A 21,959-nucleotide genomic window follows, 5' to 3' on the forward strand; every position below is an offset into this window, starting at 1 on the left:
AGGCATGAGCTTTAAACAAACTAGCATCTATGTCTTTTATGAAGACATCGCCGTTTTGGATATCATTCAATCACTGATCACAAGTATGTTTGATGATGTTACACCGATTAACGTCAAATCTGACCAAAGCAAATTTGTTCAAACGTTGTCAGGAGAGCATACGAGTATCATTTTTATTTACGCGTTTGACTCAGCAGCAGATGCAGAGCAGCTCTCTAATCTTCTTCACGGACATGATGCACTCAATAATCAATCACACATTCCTAGGTTCGAGATATTGTTATGTGATAAATCGAGTCGTTTAGATGCGTATGACTTGTGTGAGAAAAATCAGTTTTACACCTACGAAATTATCAAGCCGATTTACGACACCAACCGTGTTAAGTTGACTTTAAAGCGCTTAGCGGAGCACCTGCAATCGGATGTTGAACTGTTAAAGGTCGCAGAGGACAATGCGGAACTCTTCCAGACACTAAGCCAGAGTATTGATTCTATTGCCCAACTGCGAACTAAGGTGGATGTGCAAGCCGATCAACAAGCTGAAGATCTCAACGAAATTACCAAGCCTCTAGACGAATTACTCGACAACGTACCCGCAGTAGAATGGCAAAAAGCATTTTCTAGCATCATCAGCTCTCTACCCGAACCATTGCAAAAAGCCTCAGCAAGGGACTTTTCGATGTCTACGTTCCGTGAGAACCTCGAGACATACAAAGACAACAGTGTCGGCTCGCTACAAGCATTCTCCTCAATGTTAGAAACCGTTAAACCACATATGAAGTCGGAAAGGCCGATTGTTGTGGTTGCAGACGACCAACCCGTGATGCAAAAAATCATTGCCACTATTCTCGAACCCAGAGGCTTTAAAGTGGAACTGGCGAGTAACGGTGTTGAAGCGATCATGAAGGCAAAAGTCATGATTCCTAAGTTGATTTTGTTAGATATTGATATGCCTATCATGGATGGCTTGGCGACACTTCAGGCGATGAAACAGGTCGAAATAACAAAAAATATCCCAGTCATTATGCTCACTAGCCACGCCGATAAAAGTATGATTCAAGCGAGCATAGACAATGGTGCGTCTGATTATGTGGTTAAGCCAACGCGAGCAGACCTATTGCTCAAGAAAATTGCCAAAGTGATCAACCAATCATAATGCGGTGATATACCAATATGGTCAGCGTTTTAAGTTGGCTGTTAGCCAAACTTTACTGCATATTGAAAGCTAGCAGAGATTTTATGCACTTATACGGGGTTAATCAGCACGCCTTGATGTCGATTCGTAGATTTCACAGTAAGGATTTGTGAAGGCGCTAACAGAGTTGATCAAAATACGCGAATTTGGTCTTTTTCTAAATTGGGAAATTACTCATTAATTTGCAATAAATCCCTTATTTATATCTTGGTGTAATACGAAAGAGTGGTCGTTTACGGATAATTAGTCTCGAATGATTAAATATCCAACCCTTGTATTACATGCTAGTGGAAATGGTTTTTGATTCTAGTCACATTTAGAATTTTATATTTAACTTAGTATTTTCTCACTTTCTGATTATAACCAATAACACCTACATAAGTGATTTTAATTGCTTAAAATAATATAAGGATAAACCTTAAATGAGTGACGTGATCATCAAATTATCGAGAAATACAGATAATGCACCTATTAGCGAATATTCAACGCAATCTGTCGCTTTTTCACACTACAATAATATTTCTGCGCAGCTTCCGATTGATGCAGCGACGGGGGAAATCGTCGTTGGTGGCGTGAAAGAGCAGGCTCGCCAATGTTTAGTTAATATTAAAGCGATTGTTGAGAGCATTAGTCACGTCATGGAAGATGTGGTCAAAATTAACGTCTTTGTGAAAAACATGGCAGACGTTGAAGCGGTCGATGAGGCGTACCGTAGTTTCTTCCTCGATTACTTCCCGACTAGAACGGTGGTCGCTGTTGCTGCGCTACCTGATGCGGATGCGCTGGTTCAGATGGATGCACTCATTTCAAATGGCGAAGGGACTTACCCGCAAGATCCATGTGAATTGATCAAATTGGCAAGAAACACCGAACGTGCGCCAACTCATGAGCTTTCTACACACACTGTTGCTTTCTCGCACTACAACAACATTTCTGCGCAGTTGCCTGTTGACCCTGCGACCGGCGCGCTTGTTGAAGGCGGTGTTAAAGAGCAAGCCGCACAATGCTTGGCGAACGTGAAAGCGATTTTAGAAAGCATCGACGTCCCGTTTGACGATATTGTCAAAGCGACCATCTATCTAACTGACCTAAATGATCTTGATGCTGTGAATGAAGTGTACTCTACGTTCTTCCCAGACTCGGCGATCGCTCGCGCTGTGGCGTATGTACCAGCACGCTCAGTCGTCTCTGTAGAAGCGCTACCATTAGATGCTCGCGTCCAAATTGATGTGGTGATTTCTCATGGTGACGGCACGCCTCCTCAAGAAGTTGAAGATCGTCATGGCATTGTGATTCGCGCACGTAACACAGATGCGGCACCTCTTAACGAGTTGTACACTCAAACTGTTGCGTTTTCTCACTACAACCATATCGCTGCCCAGTTGCCAATTGATTTGAACACTCAGTCTTTGGTTTCGGGTGATGCAAAAGAGCAAGCGAAGCAGTGTCTAACACACGTCCAATCTATTGTGGAAAGCATTGGTCATGTGATGGATGACGTCGTCAAAGTAAATATTCAACTTAGTGATATGGCTGATATTGATTTAATTAATGAAGTTTATCCTTCATTCTTTGAAAAAGAGCTACCAGCACGAACCGTTATTGGCGTGAAAGAAATAGCAATGGACGCAAAAGTTCAAATTGATGCTATTATTTCCAACGCGGAAGGTACACCGCCTTCTAAATAATAGTAGGTTTTATTAAAGTGCATTCTATTTATATAGAGTGCACTTTTTGTTTTGTATTTGTAATTCAATGGTTGCAATTGGTTTCCTATCTGTTTATTTTGTAACGTTAATAAATTAGACGGAATTAAGTGCAGTGAAACCTAGCGAAGTTGGATTGGCGTACGATCAAATTACACATCGATGGCAGAGTGATTCCTTTGACCTCTCCAATGGTATCGACGCTCATAAAAAAGCACTCACTTTTCTTTCTCATTCTAGCACTGGGCTGGATGTTGGCTGCGGATGCACAGGTCGCATCATCGAGCTTATGCAAGCCTCAGGGCTTACCCCAGAAGGCCTCGATGTTTCCAGCGAAATGATCCGACTCTCTCGGAACAAGTATCCTGCTGTTCAATTTCACCACGCCGATATCTGTCAATTCGAGTTTACAAAGACGTATGATTTTATCTCCGCATGGGACAGTCTTTGGCACATTCCGTTGTCATCGCAACGCTACGTAATGACAAAACTCGTCAATGCCTTAAACCCAGGCGGTGTCCTTCTGTTTTCTTTTGGCGGCACGCAAGAGGCGGGCGAGCATGACAATAACGTCATGGGGCCAAAGATGTACTACTCAACCCTAGGCACGGATGGCTTTTTGCGTCTATTTATGGAGTTAGGATGTGCCATCCGCCATCTGGAGTTTGATCAGTATCCTGAACAACATACTTTCCTAATCATTCAAAAAGCCGACAAACCTGCTCCTTGACAGTCAGCATTTACGAATCCAGCCGTTTTTGACGCTAAGATTTATGAAAATGATTCAATTTCTGTATAATTTCTATCGCACACACTTAGCCTCTTGGAGCCCCGTTTAAACCCATGTTCAAAAAAGCAACCACTGCGTTACTTTTGATGTCACTGTCGTTACTCACTGTAGTGACACTTGAGACGTTTCTGTTTCGCCCTCAGAAACTCTCTACGACTGAAGCAACGGCACCGGTATTGGCTCCAGAAAAGCAACTGTTAGCGATTGATGCCGAGCACCCATTGCTCGCCATTCATCAGTTGGCGGCTCGTTCACCGGAAGAAGCGCTTGTTCGCCTAGAGCAGTGGCGAGCGGGTTTAACGCGCCCACCAGAAGTCATCGAACAAATCTTTTCACTGTGGGTCCGTCGGCTAGCGGCGAAAAACGAGCCGAGTGTTCTCGATTCGATCGATAGTGAACTGAACAAGATTGCCAAAGTACATCGATTGAGTTGGCTGCTGGCAAAGCTCGATATTGAAAGTGCTTACAAGGATTTTCGTCGTGGCTCCTACCCTGAAGGCATCACAAAAATCATGGATGCCATCAAGTTTGTAGAACATATCCGAGCGGACTTTTTATTGCTGGAAGCGTATAACACCGCAGGTGCATTGTATAACTCCGACAATCAACTCAAGTTATCGCAAAAGTACTTCATTAAAGGCGTAGAGGTCGGTAGAAAATACCCCGAGAGCGAGTACAACGTTCGCTTTAATAACAACTTAGGGCTGTTGTACGTCCACTCAGAGCAATGGGAGCGTGCAATCGAATACCTAGTTCGAGCAGAGATATTGGGCGAAACACTTGAGTCTATTGAACCTGAAACAAAGTTTATCGTTCTGATGAACCAATCTTTTGTCTACAACAAATTGGGCAAGGTAAATGAGTCACGCGAGGCGTTTGCAAAAGGAATTCGTTATATTGATGAGCACACTCCCGCTTTATACCGAATTATTCGCTTAAAGTCTGAAACGAGATTGCTACTGTTGGAAGGGCAGCCAGACAAAGCCCTTGGAGTGGCGATTGCGTGTATGAATGCTGAAGCGATTGATAAGTACCCAAGGCAGCTTGGTATTTGCCAAATGGAGCACGCAATGGCGCTGAAAGATCTCGGTAGATTGAACGAAGCTCGCGAGGCCATTGAGACAAGTATTGCGTCGTTTACAGAGATTAACCATAAGCGTTGGTTGATTCGTAGTCATTTGTTGAAGGCGAATATCCTTGAGAAACAGGGCGAGCATGAGCAAGCGCTACAAGTCTATCAAACCTATCATGAGAAAGAGCGCAACCAGATTTTAAGTGAGATTCAGAACTTAGGGACCGCTTTTGAAATTCAAGAGTTAGAACGTGAACGTGATTTGCTGGATTTGCAAAATGAGCTCAAAGAGTTTGAGCAAGGCTTGACGGAGCAACGGGTTCGGCTTCTCTATATTTGGTTGGGTTTTGCGTTGCTGGTCGCGGTTTGGCTTGTGGCTCGTTGGGTTGCTGAACGCAAACGCAACCAGTATTTGCACGATCTCTCATTCAATGATCCTCTGACCGCAGTCGGAAACCGTCGTTTTTATCAACGCGAGTTAGAGACGCCTGTGGTGCTTGATCCTAAAGCCATCTACCGAGTGACATTGTTCGATATCGATAGGTTCAAACTGATCAACGATAACTTTGGCCATGAAGTGGGTGACGGTGTGCTGAAAGAAGTAGCGGCTCGGATAAAAAGTGAGTTGCAAGACCATGAGGTCATCGTCCGCTGGGGCGGTGAAGAGTTTTTACTTGCGGTCAGTGACGGAGCCGATTACTGCGAACGTGCCCAAAGCCTGATCGCCGCGGTAAACAAAAAACCTATTGTGGTTGGCGATCATCAACTCGAGGTCACAATTTCTATTGGTGCTAGCGAACCCTATACGCTAGAGGGATTGAGAGTTTCGAAACGCGCATTTTCCATTGCAGATGAATGTTTGTATCAAGCGAAGGAACGTGGACGAAATCAGCTCGTCATGCCAGAAGAGTTATGATTTGTACGTAACTGAAACTTGTTTTTCGCTATTAGTATCAGTACCTTATGGTGGTTATTTGTAACGTTTTAAAGGAATAGCCACCATGCACAAGGATCTGCCGCCGTTATTTGCACCGCGCCTCAATCAAGGAGATACGATAGGCTTTTTCTCTCCATCATCTCCTGCCACCGTGTTTGCTCCAAAACGATTCGAACGCGCAAAGGCATTTCTTACCAGTAAAGGGTTTCAGCTTAAAGCGGGCTCTCTAACAGGCGCTAGCGACCACTATCGCTCAGGAAGCATCAAAGAGCGTGCAGACGAACTGAACCAACTTATTCGAGACCCAAATGTTCGCTGCATTATGTCTGTGATTGGTGGTTATAACAGCAATGCACTGTTGCCCTATATCGACTACGAAGCACTTAAGCGAGACCCTAAAATCATTATTGGCTATTCCGATGTTACGGCGCTACTAATGGGCATCTACGCACAAACAGGTTTAATTACCTACTATGGTCCGGCGTTGGTGGCCTCCTTTGGTGAATATCCGCCGTTGGTGGATGAAACGTATCAGTCTTTCGCTGATATCTTAGTTTGCCAGCCTCAAGCCGAAGCTTATCCGCCATATCTCTATCGTATGCCTTCGCATTGGACGGATACAATGATTGATTGGGAGAGCCAAACTCACGCAAAACCAGTGCAAAGCAATGAGTGGCAGTTCTTGGGTGAGGGGAGAGTTTCTGGTCGGATTATTGGAGGCAACCTAAATACAATGAGTGGTATCTGGGGAAGCCCATACATGCCAGAGATAAAACAAGGCGACATCTTGTTGCTGGAAGATTGTTTGAAAGGCGCACCTGATGTCGAGCGCTCGTTTAGCCATCTAAAAGCGTGCGGCGTTTTTGATAAAGTTTCCGCGATTATTCTCGGTAAGCATGAGTTGTTTGATGACAAAGGGACTGGTAGGCAGCCACTGGATATTTTACTGGAAGTATTGAATGGTCAAGCGATGCCAATCGTAGCGGGTTTTGATAGCTGCCATACGCACCCTATGATAGTGACGCCGCTAGGGGCTCTGGTCGCTATTGATTTCGAGCAGTCACTCGTCAGCTTGGACGGTGACTGGATTGCAAACCCAACGCGCTAGATTAGATAAAACATAACAAAGGCTCGCACTGCGAGCCTTTTGTTATGCGCCAATTAGTGAGACTTTCGCGGCCCGTGGCGAACCATATCTTGGCCCGTTTTAAAAATCTCTTCTGTAACCCAATGACCTAACAGCAGTTGATGGTTGTCATCGAGGACGGCGACAAAGTGGCGACCTGTTGAATTTTGTGTTGCCAACGCCACACCCGCTACGTTTTGCAGTCCTAAAACGCCACTTTCAACGCTTAGCAAAAAGGTTTCTAGATCTTTAAGGTTATCAATTACTTTGTTGTCATCAATCATGGTCTATGCTCTGAATCTGGCTTTGCGAAGCTTGTAATAATGGCCGCTACTTTAACGACCCTTTGTGATTAATTCTACCTGTTTTCCGCTTATCCGCTCAGACAATAACTGTTCACGCCGCATTATTGCCATTCACGCCATCAATATACCGTTTGTCGCATTGGCCAAAATTACACATCACTTGCCACTATTCTAAGATGGTCAAATCAAGGAATAGGGAATAACTCGATGAAAAAATTCACAATGGCTTTGCTCGCAACCGCTCTTATTAGTGTTAACGCTTTTGCAGCACCTAGCGAAGAGGTGATCGCGCAGTACAACCAAGCGGCAGACGGCGATGAAAATGCAGTCGAGGTCGTCTTCGAGACTTTGCAACGTGCGATTGAAAACCAAGGCGCGGATCCATTGAGCTTGGTCTACCTAGGCAGTACCGAGACGCTAAAAGGAAGAGATGCGTTTATGCCGTGGAATAAGATGAAGTACACCGAGCAAGGGTTAGCGACTATCTCAAAAGGGCTCGACTTACTGCAAAGCGAAACAGTTCCTCTTCATGAGCAAGCGATCCGTCAAGGGTTACCAGAATCTTTACTTGCCCAAGCTATTGCGGCAGCAACATTTACGTCTCTGCCAGATATGTTTAACCACTTTGAGCGTGGGTACGACATTTACCTCGATTTGCTTGCTGATGAGCAGTTCCAACAACAGCATTACGATGCAACGTCTTGGATTTATTTGTACGCGATTCGTGCTGCACTTCGCGCCGAGCAGCCAGAGCAAGCGCAGCTGTGGCTAAAAGTGATGGAGCAAAAAAACAGCCAACATCCTCTTACCCTACAAGCTCAAGCCATTATCGAAAAAGCGGCTTAAGGAGGCGTTATGCTTGAATTTACGGACATTTTTAAGCAGTACCAACTGGGCCAACAGCGTGTTGACGCCCTAAAAGGGGTGAGCGGACGCATCAATCAAGGTGAAATGGTGGCTCTTTGTGGTCCGTCAGGGTCTGGGAAAAGTACCTTGCTCAATGTGCTCGGGTTACTCGAAATGGATTATCAGGGCAAAATTGAATTAGCCGGAAAAGCCTACCCCAGAGATCCAATGGCCGCCGCCCAATATCGGCGCACTCGCTTAGGGTTTGTGTTCCAGCGCTTCAATTTGATTCCCGTTATGTCGGCATGGGAGAACGTCGCTTACCCACTGATGCTCAACGGCTTGTCTCTCGCGGAGCAGAAGCGAAAATCCCTCGATATTCTCGACAGAGTTGGGTTAGCGGAGTTTGTCGACCATAGACCGGATAATTTATCTGGTGGCCAGCAGCAGCGTGTGGCTATCGCCAGAGCTCTCGTCCATCAACCCGAAATGGTGATTGCCGATGAGCCAACCGCGAGCCTAGATAGCCAAACCGCAGCTTTGGTGGTGGAAATGATGAAGTCACTCGGTCACGAAATGGGCACCACCTTTGTCGTCGCGACGCATGATGCGCGAATGGCGATGCACTGTGACCGAACCATTGATCTAGTGGATGGTGTAATCAGTACGGAGGCAATGCAATGGGCAAGTTGATTCCTTTATCTATCCGTGTGGCGTTTTTGAATCTACAGCGCAATCGTCGCAGAAGTGTGCTTTCCATATTAATTATCGCCATCGCTGTCTTTGCCTTAACCGCAGCGGGTGGCTTTGGCTTGTACACCTATGAGTCTTTGAAAGAATCGACTGCGAGAGAGACTGGCCACATCACCATCAGCCAGCCCAACTATTTTGAAATGGACGAGGAAATGCCGCTCGAAAATGGTTTGGCTGACAGCGCTACGATTTCAAAAGCGTTAATTGCCAATAAAGCGATTCGCGGGATTCAGCCACGAATCGAGTTTAATGGTTTGATCTCCAATGGCAGTAAGTCGACCATTTTTGTTGGCTCAGGTGTGAATGACCGTGAATTTGATATGAAGGGACCATTTCTGGATATTCGCCAAGGCAAGACATTATCTAATGTGAATTCGCCGCGCTACGATGAAAGCGAACCTGAAGTGATGCTTGGTGTGGATTTGGCTAAGAACCTTAAAGTTTCGGTTGGCGATTGGGTGACACTGCTGGCCACCACCAGTGACGGTGCGCTCAATGCGTTTGATTTTAAAGTTCGAGGCATTTTCTCAACAGGTGTTCCAGAGTTGGATAAGCGCCAGCTTTACTTACATATCCTCTCTGCGCAAGATCTCTTGGCTTCAGACAGAGTGAGCACGCTATCGGTGTTTTTGTTTGATACCCAGAAAACCCAAACCGTGCAGAACTGGATCGATACCACGCTGAGTAACATCGATTTGGCGCAAGACATTGAGCTGACCCCTTGGCAAGATAGAGCCTTTTTCTACAGCAAAGTAAAAGATTTGTACGATCGCATTTTTGGCATCATGGGCGCGGTTATGGCGCTGGTGGTTTTTGTCGCCTTGTTTAACACCATGACCATGTCGGTCACTGAGCGTACTCGTGAGATCGGGACGCTGTCAGCGCTGGGCACCTACCCGAGTGAAATCGTCTCAGGTTTTGTGAAAGAAGCAGGTCTTTTGGCGTTGATCGGCTCGGTGGTTGGTGGCTTGTTAAGTGCGCTAGCGGCGCTGTTTCTGATGGTGGTTGATGTTCAAATGCCGCCACCGCCAGGCAGAACGGACGGTTACCCACTGACTATTTATTTCTCTCTTGAGCTTGTCCTCGCATGTACCTTGGGTGTGGCTCTAATTTGTACGGTAGCCGCTTGGTTATCGGCGCGTAAAGGCGTGAACAAACCTATCACGGAGGCTCTTACTTATGTTTAAGCTCATCAATCGATTCAGTGCAGTCAGTTTACTGCTGGTTAGCCAGGCGTTAAGTGCTCAATCTGCGCCTATGGATGTTGGTTCCATGGTGCGCAATGCAGATAGCTTCCGCCAAGGGTATGAGTCAGCCAAAGTGGTTTCAGAGGTGGCGCTATACGAAAACGACACGCTTGATAAAACACGCGAGTACCATGTCTACACGCGTGAAAACCGAGAGTCGTTGGTGGTGTTTAAATCTCAGGTTGAGCAAGGGCAAAAGATGCTCATGCTAGGGGATAACTACTGGTTAGTGATGCCAAAAAGCCGTCGACCCATTCGAATCACGCCCATGCAAAAGCTGCTGGGTGAAGCGTCGGTTGGTGACATCTCTACTCTGACTTGGAGCGAGGATTACCACGCGACGTTTGTCTCGCAAGATCAACTCGATGTGGCTGGCAAGACAGTCTCGACCCATCAGCTGCGTTTACGTTCAACCACTAAGGGCGCCAGTTATCATCGTATTGACCTTTGGCTAGATGCAGGCAACGATTTCCCGGTCAAAGCCGATTTATATTTACGTTCAGGCAAACTTGCCAAACAAGCGTATTTTGAAGGTGGTGAGCTAGATGGCGAAAACCGAGTGGTCTCTATGACGCTACTCGACAAGATACAGCCAGCGAAGAAAACCGTCATTACGTACCAGCAAATTACGCCCTTATCGCTTGAAGATAAATACTATAACCCGGCGTACTTAACTCGCAACGCGGTGACGGAGCTCTAGATGAAAACAGTCGTGATAGGGCTTGTCGCCAGTTTGTCAGTCGCGCCGAGCTATGCTGACGAGGTGAATTTAGAGTGGGATTGGACCTTGAGTGGCAGCTCTACCACTCATCAAGACTCCCTGCTACTGGGTGACCGTGAACAAACATCGACTCAGGCGCTCGATGCATTGATTGATGTAGAGCTACGCGCCTATCAATGGACAGGCTTGTTTGCAGCCAAAGGCAGTGATGTGCTTTCTAATTCGGACAGCAGTGAATACAAGGGTGAGCTCATCATTCAAGAGCTGTTCTGGCAAGGTGGGCTGTCACTGATGGGTACGTCAATCGATGTCACCTTAGGAAAAATGCGCCTCGATTGGGGAGTGGGGTATGGTTATCGCCCGTTGGATGTGTTTAAACCCTATCGACGAAACCCAGTGGGCATTCAAGTAGAAGAGGGAACGCTCACGGCGATGGCCTCCTATTTTGACGAGCAAGGGGATTGGAGCCTTGTCTATTCAAACTCTAAGCACACTCAGCAAACGGGAAGTGAGCTGGAAGAAGAATCTCAGCAGCATGGCATTGGCTTGCGTCGCTACGCGTTTGTGGGTGATAGCGAGTATCAATGGTTAGCCTACTACGATGATGTTCGCCACGGTCTTGTGGGAGGCTCGTTTGTTACCGTTTTTGATGCCTCATGGGCGATGCACGCATCTGCCGTCTATCAGCGTAACTACATGGCCTATCAGCAAGGACAGCTTTTGGACGCGGTGAGCTTAGATAAACAGTCGAACGGGTATCAGGCTTTAGTTGGGGCGAACTGGGCGAACGAGGTAGGCAACAATATCATCGTCGAATATTGGTATGATAGCCGCAGTTGGGACAAGTCTGATTGGCAGCAAGCATTTGAACGTGTTGACCGTTTAAGCGGTTCCAACCTGACCGCGCCATTGGCACCGTCTTACGCTCAGGGGCTCTATCACGCCAACTTAATGGCTCACAACGTGATGGTCCACTGGAGCTTGGACTCGAGTGCGTGGAGTCAATGGCAATGGTCGCAGGATTACTTGTGGCTGAATAACTTCACCCCAACGGCAGACTTTCTGTACTCGCCGCAAGATGGCGGTTTGATCGCAACGCAATGGCTAGATTATCAAGCGTACGATTCTGGTGATATGTCACTAAATATTGAGACCGCGCTCCGCTTTATGACCGGAGACCGTGACTCGGTATATGCAAACCTGTCGGATAAGCGTATGGTTTTTATCAATATTAAGGGAAGGTTCTAATGAACGAAACATTAAAGCATCATGGCAAAGATAGCATTCGCAGCCTGATCTTAACCTCGCTCTTTTGTATGGTCATTGCCTTTGTCACCCAATCGATTTGGCCGAGCAGTTACATGGAGCACCTGTTGATTAGCATTGGCTACGGGTACAGCGCGGTGGGTACATCTCACCTTGTTGCTCTGTTCATTCCCTCATTGTCATCGCGTCAAGTTACCTCGATTGGCTTGGCTGGAGCGATGACCATAGGCACTGCTAATGCTTACTTTGTACTTCAAAAGTATGATGAGTTCGCTCAGATTAGCGATTTAAAGCCCGTCGTTATTTTAGGGTTAGTGTTTACTTGTACCTGCTTTGTGTTTTTCTATGCGCACGAACAACGCTTGATCGCGCAAAAAGAAGCTGAGATTGCCAAGCGCAAACAAAGTGAGCTCGAAAAAGCGATGTTGCTTAGCCAGTTAAAACAGCTTCAAAGCCAGATAGAGCCGCACTTCTTGTTTAACACCTTGGCCAACGTGAGCGTATTGATCGGACAGGACCCGAAACAAGCGCAGTTGATGTTGGAACGTCTGACTGATTTGTTACGTGGCACGCTCAAATCGAGCCGCCAAGAATACTCATCCTTACAGACCGAATTGGAGATGGTGGACGCATACTTGGCGATACAACAGATTCGCTTGGGTAATCGCTTAAGTTACTCGATTGATAACCCGATTCAGCAAGAAGTTAACCTACCCCCTTTGGTTATTCAGCCTTTGGTAGAAAATGCGATTCAACACGGCATTGAGCCAAAAGTCGATGGCGGAAGCGTGCACATTTCGGTACAACAGAGTGATTGTGACTTAATCATTGAAGTTGCCGATTCTGGCGTGGGAATGAACAGTGGACTGGGGCAGGCGGGTCACGGCGTTGGTCTGCAAAACACCAGACAGCGTTTAAAAGCCTTGTTTGGTGAGCATGCCAACTTATCGCTTTTGGAATCCCAATCTGGGGGCGTCAAAGCCAAAGTGTCGATTCCCCTAAACGCACTGCCAAGCTAATTAATAAATGGAGTATCTGCTATGAGCCAAACACCGCTCACTGCCATTATTGCTGACGATGAACCTTTGCTTCGTTTTCATTTGGATAAAGCCTTAGCCGATGTTTGGCCTGAACTAGAAATAAAAGGCTTAGCGGAAAATGGCGAGCAGGCACTTGAGTTAATTGAGGCTCACCAACCGACTATCGCATTTTTGGATATCCGTATGCCGAAATGCGATGGCATGCAGGCGGCGAAACGTTTGATGGAAAATAACAGCGCGACAACGGTTGTGTTTGTTACCGCTTACGATGAGTACGCGGTGCAAGCCTTTGAAAACAATGCCGCGGATTATTTGCTCAAGCCTTTATCAGAAACGCGACTGGAGCAGTGTGTTGCTCGGCTTAAACAAAAATTTAGTGTTGATGAAACGGCTCAAGCGCCCGATATGCAGGCGCTGTTTCAACAGATGCAGCAACTTGCTGAGCAAAAAACACCCAACTACCTGAGTTGGATTCGAGCCAGCAAAGGGGAGGACATTCACCTTATTTCGGTTTCAGAAGTGCTCTACTTTAAAGCCGAAGATAAGTATGTGTCTTTGTTCCAGCAGGAGCAAAACAAAACCGTCGAGTACGTTTTGCGAACCTCCCTCAAAGAATTACTGACTCAGTTAGATCCAGACCAGTTCTGGCAGATTCATCGTTCAACCATTGTCAATGTGTCAGCCATTGAGCGAGTTAAAAAGGAATTTACCGGCAAGATGGTAGTGATAGTGGGCGGTGAAAAGCTACCTGTCAGTCGGGCGATGCAAGCCAAGTTTAACACTTGTTGGTAGCGCAAAAGGGGATGGAAAAGGCAGGATATAAGCACGCGGCTTATATCCTGTTTTTTTATTTTATAGTTTGACAGCGATTGACTCGTAAGGGGTCAACGAATAGCGTGCTGGCAATCTGTTTAAGTGTTGATGGTTGCTGATTAGCGTTTCACACTCTTGCTCAACCAAATGGGCAGGTAAATTGAATTCAACCGTTTGATTGCTGAAATTATTAATCACCACGATGTGTTGATGGCTGTCTTTTCGCTCATACGCAAACACCTGAGGATCGTTTTCAAGCAGAGGAATGAAGTCACCGTAGACAATCACCGGGTGCGATTTGCGCAGCGCAATGAGCTGTTTGTAGTGGTAGAAAATGGACGCTTTATCTTCAAGCGCATCAGCGACATTGATCTCTGGATAGTTCGGGTTGAGTTCTATCCAAGGCGTACCCGTGGTGAAGCCAGCGTGGTTGTCGCGGTTCCAATGCATCGGTGTGCGGGCGTTATCACGGCCATTCTCATGGATTGCCTGCATCATATGTTCGTGGCTCACACCAGACTCGGTTTTGACTTTGTAGAAATTGAGCGTCTCAATGTCTTTGTATTGCTCGAGTGAGTCAAAGGCGACATTGGTCATACCGATCTCTTCACCTTGATAGATGTAAGGCGTTCCTTTCATAAAGTGCAACGTTGTGGCGAGCATTTTCGCCGACTTCACGCGGTACTCGTTCTCGCACCCGTATTTAGACACCACACGCGGCAGATCGTGGTTGTTCCAAAACAGTGAGTTCCAGCCTTCGTTTTTCAACTCAACTTGCCACTTGGTGAGCACCTGCTTGAACTCGACCAAATCCAGCGGCTTAGGTTGCCATTTATCCCCATCTTGCCAAGTAAGCGTAATGTGTTCGAATTGGAACACCATCGAGAGTTCATTGCGCTCAGGGTTGCTGTATAGCTTGGCGATTTCGGGTGTGGCTCCCCATGTTTCACCGACGGTTAAAAGATCTTTATCGCCGAATGTGGCTTGGTTCATCTGCTTCAATAGTGGGTGCAATCTTTCACCGTTGCCAGTGATGCCTTTGTCGACTTCTTTGCCAATTAGGTCAATCACATCCAAACGGAATCCACCAATGCCTTGGTCAATCCACCAGTTCATCATGTCAAAGACTTTGTTATGTACGGCAGGGTTTTCCCAGTTAAGGTCTGGCTGGCGCTTAGAAAACAGATGGAAATAGTACTGCTGATTCTCTTCGTCCCATTGCCATGCGCTACCACCAAAAATGGAGCCAATGTCGCTTGGGGCGCTGCCATCAGGGTTTGCATCGCGCCAGATGTAGAAATCACGATAGTCGCTGTCTGGGTTCGCCTTGGCTTCCACAAACCAAGGGTGCTCGTCAGAGGTGTGGTTAACCACCAAATCCATCACGATACGAATCCCGCGCTGCTTGGCTTGATCAAGCAGTGCTCGCATGTCGTCCATGGTACCAAATTCGGGTGCGATGGCTTGATAATCGGAAATGTCGTAACCATTGTCATCCATGGGGGATTGATACACTGGTGAGAGCCAGACAACGTCGACACCCAACTGCTCTAAATAGTCTAGTTTGCTGATGATGCCTTGTAGATCGCCAATGCCATCTCCGTTGGAGTCACAAAAGCTACGTGGATAAATTTGATAGACGACACTGTTATGCCACCAACGTTGTTCCATTGCTCTATACCTTTTCAATCAAATAGAAACTGATGATGACTATAGCCGACATTTTGCGACAAAAATAATTGAATCTTTGAATCTGGTTATAGAAAAAATCAATATCAAGCGCTAATCTTAGCCCGATAATATGTGTGGTGATATAGAAAATGGATAAGCAATACCGCTATTTTTATGAAGTTGCTCGCCAAGGCAGTATTAAAGCTGCTGCGGACAAGCTGTTTATTAGCCAACCTTCGCTAACCACGGCGATTAAAAAGTTGGAGCAGCAGCTCGGTGCCGACTTGTTTATTCGGCGCTCCAAGGGGGTAGAGCTGACCGAATACGGCTGGGTTTACTTTCGCTATGTGCAAGAGGTGCAAGAAAAGCACAATCAGATGATTCACCAACTGGCAGACATGCGAATGCGCAGTGGCGGAAAAGTGAAACTGGGCGTTGGTGAGGCTTGGTGGAACTGTTTTGCCGCAGATGCGATGCAGGCATTTTGTCAGCAATACCCAGCGAGCTCGATGCACATTGAATTTGGTAATGGATTGTCGATGCTGCACCACCTAGTGAACGATGATATCGATCTTTTTGTTGGCCATGAGATCAACGGCATCAATAGCCGCTATAGAGTCAGGTTTATCCCGCTATTTCAAGAGCATGAAGCATGGTATGTGCGACCTGACCACCCGTTGCTCGAAGCAAAAGAGGTTGAAGAGCACGCGCACCACTACCCGTTACTTAAAGTGACACCTGATCACGCTCGTCATGGCGATGTGTTGACGGAAGAAGGGGCAGAGCTCTTTACCGTGGCGGCTCAAGAGACGCGGGTGATTTATGAGATGGACTCACTTTCAGCCAGCATCGATATGGTGAAAATGAGCGATGCGATCATGCCGTACACCTCTAAGATTGCCAAAGAGTTAGCCGAACAAGGATTGGTGCAGCTTTGGCTCAACAAAGACCAGTTGGGGCAAGTTGGCATCTACACCAAAGTGGGAACATTGACAGAGCCAACCACGGCTTTGATTGAATTGATTACAAAAAAAGCCGGAGCATAAACTCCGGCAAGGTATTGAACAAAAGGACATTCCGCCCTCAGCGCTGTAACGCGCTGAGTTTGGTTTCAATGAAAAACAGTATTGGTGTACGAATTAGTTAACGATCTGCTTAGCGGCGGTATCGAGTGCTTCTTTTACCGTCTGTTTACCTTGCATTGCGTTATCGATGGCCGCTCCTTCTGCAAACCAGTATGCCGTCATTTGTGGAATGTTAGGCATGATCTCGCCATTCTCGGCGTTGGTCATGGTCGCTTTAATGCGGTCATCTTTCTCTAAAATGGCTTGGAAAGACTTCAATGTCACCGCGCCCAGTGGCTTGTCATCATTCATGGTTTTCAATGCCTCATCGACAAACAGGTAGTTCTCTAAAAACTCTACCGCTAGGTCGCCATTCGGGCTCGCTGCGTTGATGCCTGCGCTCAATACACCGACAAATGGGTTCCCTTTACCACCGTTTAATGTCGGTAGAACGGCAACGCCGTAGTTCACACCCATCTTGTCTAAGTTACCCCAAGACCAAGGGCCGTTAATGGTCATGGCAGCTTCGCCTTTGCTAAATGCCGCTTCAGAAACCGAGTAATCCATATCTGGGTTAACGACACCTTGGTTGACCATATCAACAAGGAACTGCAAGCCTTTGACACCGGCTTCGTTGTTTACGCCTGTTTTCGCACCGTTGTAGCCGCCATCGACTTTTTCAAATGCGTATGCGCCGCCCGATGAAATCATTGGCCAAGTGAAGTAGGCGTTTTTCACATCCCACATAATGGCGGTTTTGTTTTGTGCCTGCATCTTGTTGTGGATGTCTGCCAACTCTTCCCATGTTTTCGGTGGCTCTGGAAGTAGGTCTTTATTGTAGATAAGCGATGGTGCTTCAATCGCCATCGGGTAGCCCATCAACTTGCCATTCACGGTGACGGCATCCCAGCTAAAGTCGACCAGCTTATCTTTGAATTCTTTACTCGGATTGATTTCTTTCAAAAGGCCAGCTTCTGCATAACCCCCGAAGCGATCGTGTGCCCAAAAGATGATGTCTGGGCCCATGCCTTTTGCTGCCACTTTTTCAAAACGAGCTTCCAGTGATTCTGGGTGCTGAACGATCACTTTTACGCCAGTATCTTCTTCGAACTGTTTACCGATTTTGGCTAGGCCTTCGTAGCTTTTGTCACCATTGATCCAGATAGTGATTTCACCTTCGGTCATGGCAGCAACAGGGCTCGCCGCCATAACAGCAAGAGCGACGAGAGAAAGAGGTTTCACGAACTTTTTCATTATTATCAATCCTTGTTTAGGTTTGCAGATAATCTAAACCCAATGCATATAAAACAAAAATAGATAATCGATAGTCAGTTATAGGAAAAATCTATATCAATGGGGGCTTGGAATCATATATACAACAAAAACGGCGCACTGATTAGGTTGCGCCGTTTATATCAATACCGATTTATGTGAACTCTAGCTACCTCGTTGCAAAGCCAACAGATCGCCAGACATGGGTGAAAGGGTAAGCGCGAGTTGACCGTTACAAGCCGATGTTTTTTGCCCTGAGAGCGAAGAGATAAACTCACCGTCGGTTACAGCGGTTTTCCATACGTCTATCGAGAGTCTCTTTGGTGTGTCAGAAAGGTTAAAGCCGTTGATTACCGTGTTGTCGCCAAGCTGGCGGGCAAAAACAAAACTCTCGTTGTCTTGATGGAGCGGAATATAGTCACCTTTTTGCAATGCCGGATTTGATAGACGCAGCGCAATCAGTTGCTTGAAGAAAGCAAGGTAAGAGTTGTTTTCAACGGTGTCCCAAGGCATGCAGCGTCGGTTGTCCGGATCATGGCTGCCCAGCATACCAAGTTCTGTCCCGTAATAAAGGCAAGGCGTGCCCACGTAACCAAACAGTAGGGTCGCCGCCAATTTGAAGCGGCGTGGATCGTCTTTCACGAGATCAAGGAATCGAGTGGTGTCATGGCTATCAAGTTGATTGAGCTGCGACAGTTGGTTGTGCCACGGGATCTTGGCGCGAGCTTCGGCTTGCCAATCAAGGAAATCGCCGACCGAGAGTTGAATCGGGTCAAACGAAATATCAAGCTGAGCCAACAACGCTCGGACGGGGTGGGCGAATCCATAGTAGTTCATGGCGCCGTCTTCTTGATCGCCTTGCAGCCATTGCGTCGCTTCAAAAAAGTGCTCGCCCAAGACATAACAATCGGGGTTTACGTCTTTTGCGGATTGTCGGAAGGCTTTGACATAATGCGCGTTGTTTTTTGCGCCTTCACCTTCGCCTAGCATGTGTATTACATCAAATCGCCAACCGTCAATGCAGTAAGGTGGTTTGAGCCAATGCTTGATGACAGCGTCTTCCCCTTGGTAGATATAATCGCGCACTTCGGGATGCTCAAAGTTCAACACGGGTAGAGAGCGTATGCCTTTCCAGCCAATGTAGTTTTGGCTCTCTCCTTCAAAGAAGTAGTAGTGACGGTAAGGAGAGTCAACGCTTTGGTATGCGCCTGTCGTCGGGCTAAGCCCTTGCAAGTTAAACCAAGGATGCTCAGTCGATGTGTGGTTGAACACTGCATCCAGCATGATTTTCATATCTCGCTGGTGGAGTTTTTCACACAAGCTGGCGAAATGTTCGTTGGTGCCAAGATGAGGGTCGACTTGCGTGTAATCTGACGTGTCGTACTTGTGATTGCTTGGCGCCGTAAAGATAGGATTAAGGTACAAGGCGCTGACGCCAAGCGCTTGTAGGTAATCGAGTTTTTGCTCGACACCATACAAGTCACCGCCGTAAAACTCGCATCCACCGTCGCCATTTTCTGTGTCGACAGGCGAGCCCCACGCTTTTGAGGTGACCGACTTATGACCGCCAGAGACAAGGTATTCGCCATCTTTCACGCTGATATCAGGATTGCCATTGCAAAAGCGATCGGGAAATATCTGATAGAAAACCTGCTCACTTACCCATTCTGGTGGTTGATGTTCGGCGTTGAATTTAAAGTGAGTTTCCTTACTCGGGACACGTTGACTCACTCCTTTGCCATCCAGCCAGTATTGATGCTTGTCTGCGACGAGCTTAAACACATAGTGAGTTATGGCTCGGTCACTATTGAGCTCAAATGTTGCTGTCCAGTAGTTGAGATGTTCTGTTTCGCCGCTAAGCGTCATCTCGACGAGGTATTCTTCGTTGTCTGGTTCATGGCGGACAACAATTTTGTTGAATGCCGCGGTTTTTTCGACCGCAAGTCTGACGGTCAGTCGCTGGTCATGTCGACTTACCCAGTCTGAAGATTGACCATGAAAAATAAAAGGTTTCGTCATGCTGGGCACTCCTCGCTAGGTGAAACGTTGATTTCTAGAAACAGGCTCGCCAAAGGGGGCAACTGAGCCTCGATCGCACCCTGACCTCCGGTGACTTTTAAGGTGTACTGAGTGTCACTGAGGCGGTCAATGCAGCGGTAGTCTCCATCGCAAAGCTGCCAAGAGCTGATAACCTCCGGTGGCAGTATCAGTGAAAGTGAACGCCCATTTTGGTCACAAAAGTTGGCGACTAGCACCAGTTTTTGTTCAGCTGAGGAGCGTGCAAAGGCATACAGCTTGTCTTGTATCGGGGCGAAATTATCATAGTTGGCCGCGTACAAGTCATGGTAATCGCCACACAGTGCAGGGCTTTGATGAGCAAGATTGAGTAGGGCTTGATAGAAGTGTCGCAGCTCTCGTTCACTTGCGTTCAACTGACCACCATCAAAGGCGCCATTATTCATCCAACGCTGGTGGTGTGGCACGCCGATGTAATCAAAGATTGAAGTACGAGAGGGTTGGCCAAATCCAGCCAGCTCAGCCCCAGGTTCGCCCACTTCTTGGCCAAAATAGATCATGGTCGGTGAACTCGACAGGCAAGCGGAAACAAGCATCGCAGGTTTGCCTTTGTCTGCATTTCCGGCAAATTCTGGAGCGGCGACTCTTTGCTCATCATGGTTGTCGAGAAAATGCAGCATTTGGTGTTCAATATCGCGCAGCTCATGCTGGATGCGGCCAATCTCTCCCGTGGAGCCATGACCTTGCATGACAGCTTTCAACGAGTCATACAGGTCAACTTTGTCATAAAGGTAATCCATTTTACCGAGTTGAATGTAATCTCGATATAGATCGGGTTGATACACTTCTGCCATCAGAAACGCTTCTGGATTGCGATGTTTAATCCAGGCGTTCATGTAACTCCAAAACTCCACAGGCACCATCTCTGCCATGTCGTAACGAAATCCATCGACGCCTTTCTCGGTCCAAAACAGCGCGATATCGCGGAATTTTTTCCATGAATCAGGCACGTCCTTATCTTGCCAGAATGCAAAATGGGCAGCGTGGTCTTTGTGGCGGTAGTCGTCCGGTAGAATGTCGAACTCTTTTGTGCCATCTGGTCGAACGCCATAGTTCACTTTGACTGTTTCATACCAGTCATCGAAATTTGGCTGGGCAAGCCGAGAGCCGTTGCCTGTCCACTTGGCCGGGTACTCGGTATAGGGCGTTTCATTACTCGGGTGTGACTCGCCGCCAAGGGGAGGCTCAGTCGCGAGTTGTTCTGGCAACTTAAACGCTTGCTCTGGCAGATAGTAGAAGTTGTTGTCGCGTCGATAGGAGACAGAGGTATCATCACTCGCGCCAAAGTCTTCCACTCCTTCAGGGTTGTTCAGACTTTGATACACGCGCGCGACATGATTTGGCACGATATCGACAATCACCTTCATGCCAGCACGATGGGTGCGCGCTATCAGATCATAAAACTCTTGATTGCGACGGCTTGGGTCATCCGCCAAATCTGGGTTGACGGAATAATAGTCTTTAACGGCATAGGGAGATCCAGCACGACCTTTGACTATCGAAGGGTGATCATCGGTGATACCAAACTCGCGATAGTCGTTGATTAGTGCATGGTGCATGACACCTGTGTACCAAATATGCGTGATCCCCAGTTTGTGAATTTCACTTAATGCGCGGTCTGAGAAATGGCTAAACTTGCCGACACCATTCTCTTCGATGGTTCCCCACGGCTTATTGTTGGTATTGGTGTTGCCAAAGAGGCGGGTAAAGACTTGGTAGATGTTGGCTTTTTTCATTTGAGATGCATCTTCCTCGTTTCAACGTTATTCGCAGGCTAAAACAAGGCTGCTTTTCTCTACTCATCCCTTTGCATCTATTTGGGGGCGTAGAAAACGAAAGTGTGACTTGAGTAGTAATTATAAGCGCTGTGGTCATGTCCATGTTATTCAGACAAAAAGCGGGCAATGCAAAGGCGCGTAATCAAAGAAATGAATAGTGGATTCAAGCTCACAATTTGGATAATTGGATAGATGGGACTTAGCTTGATTTCAGAAGAATAAAACCAATAAATTCATGTAATTAAATCGATCTGGTTTCTCTGATTACTACTTTCGTTGAT

18 protein-coding genes are annotated in these 21,959 nt (G+C 46.9%); 13 read left to right on the forward strand and 5 right to left on the reverse strand.

Annotation, left to right across the window (positions count from 1 at the left end; all coding sequences use genetic code 11):
- Positions 1–4: 4 nt before the first annotated feature.
- The 5 genes from ACUALS_RS16350 to ACUALS_RS16370 all read left to right on the forward strand — a co-directional run bounded on the left by ACUALS_RS16350 (position 5) and on the right by ACUALS_RS16370 (position 6,808).
- Positions 5–1,156: a response regulator gene (locus ACUALS_RS16350; protein ID WP_454449863.1), complete on the forward strand. Its 1,152-nt coding sequence runs from the start codon at positions 5–7 to the stop codon at positions 1,154–1,156.
- Positions 1,157–1,617: 461 nt separating this feature from the next.
- Positions 1,618–2,883, forward strand: coding sequence for a Rid family hydrolase (locus ACUALS_RS16355; RefSeq protein ID WP_454449864.1), 1,266 nt, complete (start codon positions 1,618–1,620; stop codon positions 2,881–2,883).
- 133 nt (positions 2,884–3,016) lie between these two features.
- Entirely contained in the window at positions 3,017–3,631 is a 615-nt protein-coding gene (locus ACUALS_RS16360; protein ID WP_454449865.1) for a class I SAM-dependent methyltransferase, read from the forward strand.
- A 113-nt stretch (positions 3,632–3,744) separates the two neighbouring features.
- Positions 3,745–5,679 (forward strand): tetratricopeptide repeat-containing diguanylate cyclase, encoded by a 1,935-nt coding sequence (locus ACUALS_RS16365; protein ID WP_454449866.1) that lies wholly within the window; start codon positions 3,745–3,747, stop codon positions 5,677–5,679.
- A gap of 85 nt (positions 5,680–5,764) precedes the next feature.
- Entirely contained in the window at positions 5,765–6,808 is a 1,044-nt protein-coding gene (locus tag ACUALS_RS16370) for a S66 family peptidase (protein ID WP_454449867.1), read from the forward strand.
- Positions 6,809–6,861: 53 nt separating this feature from the next.
- Here ACUALS_RS16370 and ACUALS_RS16375 read toward each other — a convergent pair whose 3' ends face one another.
- Positions 6,862–7,110, reverse strand: a complete 249-nt coding sequence (locus ACUALS_RS16375; RefSeq protein ID WP_005474639.1) for a hypothetical protein — start codon at positions 7,108–7,110, stop codon at positions 6,862–6,864.
- Positions 7,111–7,338: 228 nt separating this feature from the next.
- On the opposite strand from ACUALS_RS16375, the gene ACUALS_RS16380 reads away from it, so the two are divergent.
- From ACUALS_RS16380 to ACUALS_RS16410, 7 genes are read left to right on the forward strand one after another with little or no spacing between them, the layout of a single operon-like run.
- Positions 7,339–7,977: a hypothetical protein gene (locus ACUALS_RS16380; RefSeq protein WP_043887232.1), complete on the forward strand. Its 639-nt coding sequence runs from the start codon at positions 7,339–7,341 to the stop codon at positions 7,975–7,977.
- A 9-nt stretch (positions 7,978–7,986) separates the two neighbouring features.
- A complete protein-coding gene (locus tag ACUALS_RS16385) occupies positions 7,987–8,670 on the forward strand; it encodes an ABC transporter ATP-binding protein (protein WP_038188603.1) in 684 nt (227 codons plus the stop codon).
- A complete protein-coding gene (locus ACUALS_RS16390) occupies positions 8,658–9,917 on the forward strand; it encodes an ABC transporter permease (RefSeq protein WP_039480992.1) in 1,260 nt (419 codons plus the stop codon). Before ACUALS_RS16385 ends, ACUALS_RS16390 begins: the two co-directional genes overlap by 13 nt.
- Positions 9,910–10,677 carry an outer membrane lipoprotein-sorting protein gene (locus ACUALS_RS16395; RefSeq protein WP_454449868.1) on the forward strand — a complete coding sequence of 256 codons (768 nt, stop codon included), beginning with the start codon at positions 9,910–9,912 and terminating at the stop codon, positions 10,675–10,677. Before ACUALS_RS16390 ends, ACUALS_RS16395 begins: the two co-directional genes overlap by 8 nt.
- The gene (locus ACUALS_RS16400) at positions 10,678–11,946 is read left to right on the forward strand and encodes a hypothetical protein (RefSeq protein ID WP_454449869.1); all 1,269 of its coding nucleotides are present in this window, start codon (positions 10,678–10,680) and stop codon (positions 11,944–11,946) included. It abuts the gene before it with no gap.
- Complete coding sequence (locus ACUALS_RS16405) at positions 11,946–12,983, forward strand: sensor histidine kinase (protein WP_038136325.1); 1,038 nt, start codon at positions 11,946–11,948, stop codon at positions 12,981–12,983. The genes ACUALS_RS16400 and ACUALS_RS16405 overlap by 1 nt, the downstream gene beginning before the upstream one ends.
- Positions 12,984–13,004: 21 nt before the next feature.
- Positions 13,005–13,796 (forward strand): LytR/AlgR family response regulator transcription factor, encoded by a 792-nt coding sequence (locus ACUALS_RS16410; RefSeq protein WP_454449870.1) that lies wholly within the window; start codon positions 13,005–13,007, stop codon positions 13,794–13,796.
- A gap of 60 nt (positions 13,797–13,856) precedes the next feature.
- Here ACUALS_RS16410 and ACUALS_RS16415 read toward each other — a convergent pair whose 3' ends face one another.
- Positions 13,857–15,488 (reverse strand): glycoside hydrolase family 13 protein, encoded by a 1,632-nt coding sequence (locus ACUALS_RS16415; RefSeq protein ID WP_454449871.1) that lies wholly within the window; start codon positions 15,486–15,488, stop codon positions 13,857–13,859.
- Between the two features lie 149 nt (positions 15,489–15,637).
- On the opposite strand from ACUALS_RS16415, the gene ACUALS_RS16420 reads away from it, so the two are divergent.
- Positions 15,638–16,534 (forward strand): LysR family transcriptional regulator, encoded by an 897-nt coding sequence (locus ACUALS_RS16420; RefSeq protein WP_454449872.1) that lies wholly within the window; start codon positions 15,638–15,640, stop codon positions 16,532–16,534.
- 93 nt (positions 16,535–16,627) lie between these two features.
- On the opposite strand, the gene malE is transcribed toward ACUALS_RS16420, so the two are convergent.
- The 3 genes from malE to ACUALS_RS16435 form a co-directional block, all read right to left on the reverse strand.
- Positions 16,628–17,806 carry a maltose/maltodextrin ABC transporter substrate-binding protein MalE gene (malE, locus tag ACUALS_RS16425; RefSeq protein WP_454449873.1) on the reverse strand — a complete coding sequence of 393 codons (1,179 nt, stop codon included), beginning with the start codon at positions 17,804–17,806 and terminating at the stop codon, positions 16,628–16,630.
- A gap of 183 nt (positions 17,807–17,989) precedes the next feature.
- Positions 17,990–19,843, reverse strand: a complete 1,854-nt coding sequence (gene malZ, locus ACUALS_RS16430) for a maltodextrin glucosidase (protein ID WP_454449874.1) — start codon at positions 19,841–19,843, stop codon at positions 17,990–17,992.
- Positions 19,840–21,636: an alpha-amylase family glycosyl hydrolase gene (locus ACUALS_RS16435; protein ID WP_454449875.1), complete on the reverse strand. Its 1,797-nt coding sequence runs from the start codon at positions 21,634–21,636 to the stop codon at positions 19,840–19,842. The genes malZ and ACUALS_RS16435 overlap by 4 nt, the downstream gene beginning before the upstream one ends.
- Positions 21,637–21,959 lie beyond the last annotated feature (323 nt).

Source organism: Vibrio sp. NH-7 (assembly GCF_053643215.1).

What these genes read in the sequence shown, in the direction of transcription:
- ACUALS_RS16350 (WP_454449863.1), top strand. Translation starts at nt 5, where the DNA reads ATGAGCTTTAAACAAACTAGCATCTATGTCTTTTATGAAGACATCGCC.
- ACUALS_RS16355 (WP_454449864.1), top strand. Translation starts at nt 1,618, where the DNA reads ATGAGTGACGTGATCATCAAATTATCGAGAAATACAGATAATGCACCT.
- ACUALS_RS16365 (WP_454449866.1), top strand. Translation starts at nt 3,745, where the DNA reads ATGTTCAAAAAAGCAACCACTGCGTTACTTTTGATGTCACTGTCGTTA.
- ACUALS_RS16370 (WP_454449867.1), top strand. Translation starts at nt 5,765, where the DNA reads ATGCACAAGGATCTGCCGCCGTTATTTGCACCGCGCCTCAATCAAGGA.
- ACUALS_RS16375 (WP_005474639.1), bottom strand. Translation starts at nt 7,110, where the DNA reads ATGATTGATGACAACAAAGTAATTGATAACCTTAAAGATCTAGAAACC.
- ACUALS_RS16380 (WP_043887232.1), top strand. Translation starts at nt 7,339, where the DNA reads ATGAAAAAATTCACAATGGCTTTGCTCGCAACCGCTCTTATTAGTGTT.
- ACUALS_RS16385 (WP_038188603.1), top strand. Translation starts at nt 7,987, where the DNA reads ATGCTTGAATTTACGGACATTTTTAAGCAGTACCAACTGGGCCAACAG.
- ACUALS_RS16390 (WP_039480992.1), top strand. Translation starts at nt 8,658, where the DNA reads ATGGGCAAGTTGATTCCTTTATCTATCCGTGTGGCGTTTTTGAATCTA.
- ACUALS_RS16395 (WP_454449868.1), top strand. Translation starts at nt 9,910, where the DNA reads ATGTTTAAGCTCATCAATCGATTCAGTGCAGTCAGTTTACTGCTGGTT.
- ACUALS_RS16400 (WP_454449869.1), top strand. Translation starts at nt 10,678, where the DNA reads ATGAAAACAGTCGTGATAGGGCTTGTCGCCAGTTTGTCAGTCGCGCCG.
- ACUALS_RS16405 (WP_038136325.1), top strand. Translation starts at nt 11,946, where the DNA reads ATGAACGAAACATTAAAGCATCATGGCAAAGATAGCATTCGCAGCCTG.
- ACUALS_RS16410 (WP_454449870.1), top strand. Translation starts at nt 13,005, where the DNA reads ATGAGCCAAACACCGCTCACTGCCATTATTGCTGACGATGAACCTTTG.
- ACUALS_RS16415 (WP_454449871.1), bottom strand. Translation starts at nt 15,488, where the DNA reads ATGGAACAACGTTGGTGGCATAACAGTGTCGTCTATCAAATTTATCCA.
- ACUALS_RS16420 (WP_454449872.1), top strand. Translation starts at nt 15,638, where the DNA reads ATGGATAAGCAATACCGCTATTTTTATGAAGTTGCTCGCCAAGGCAGT.
- malE (WP_454449873.1), bottom strand. Translation starts at nt 17,806, where the DNA reads ATGAAAAAGTTCGTGAAACCTCTTTCTCTCGTCGCTCTTGCTGTTATG.
- malZ (WP_454449874.1), bottom strand. Translation starts at nt 19,843, where the DNA reads ATGACGAAACCTTTTATTTTTCATGGTCAATCTTCAGACTGGGTAAGT.
- ACUALS_RS16435 (WP_454449875.1), bottom strand. Translation starts at nt 21,636, where the DNA reads ATGAAAAAAGCCAACATCTACCAAGTCTTTACCCGCCTCTTTGGCAAC.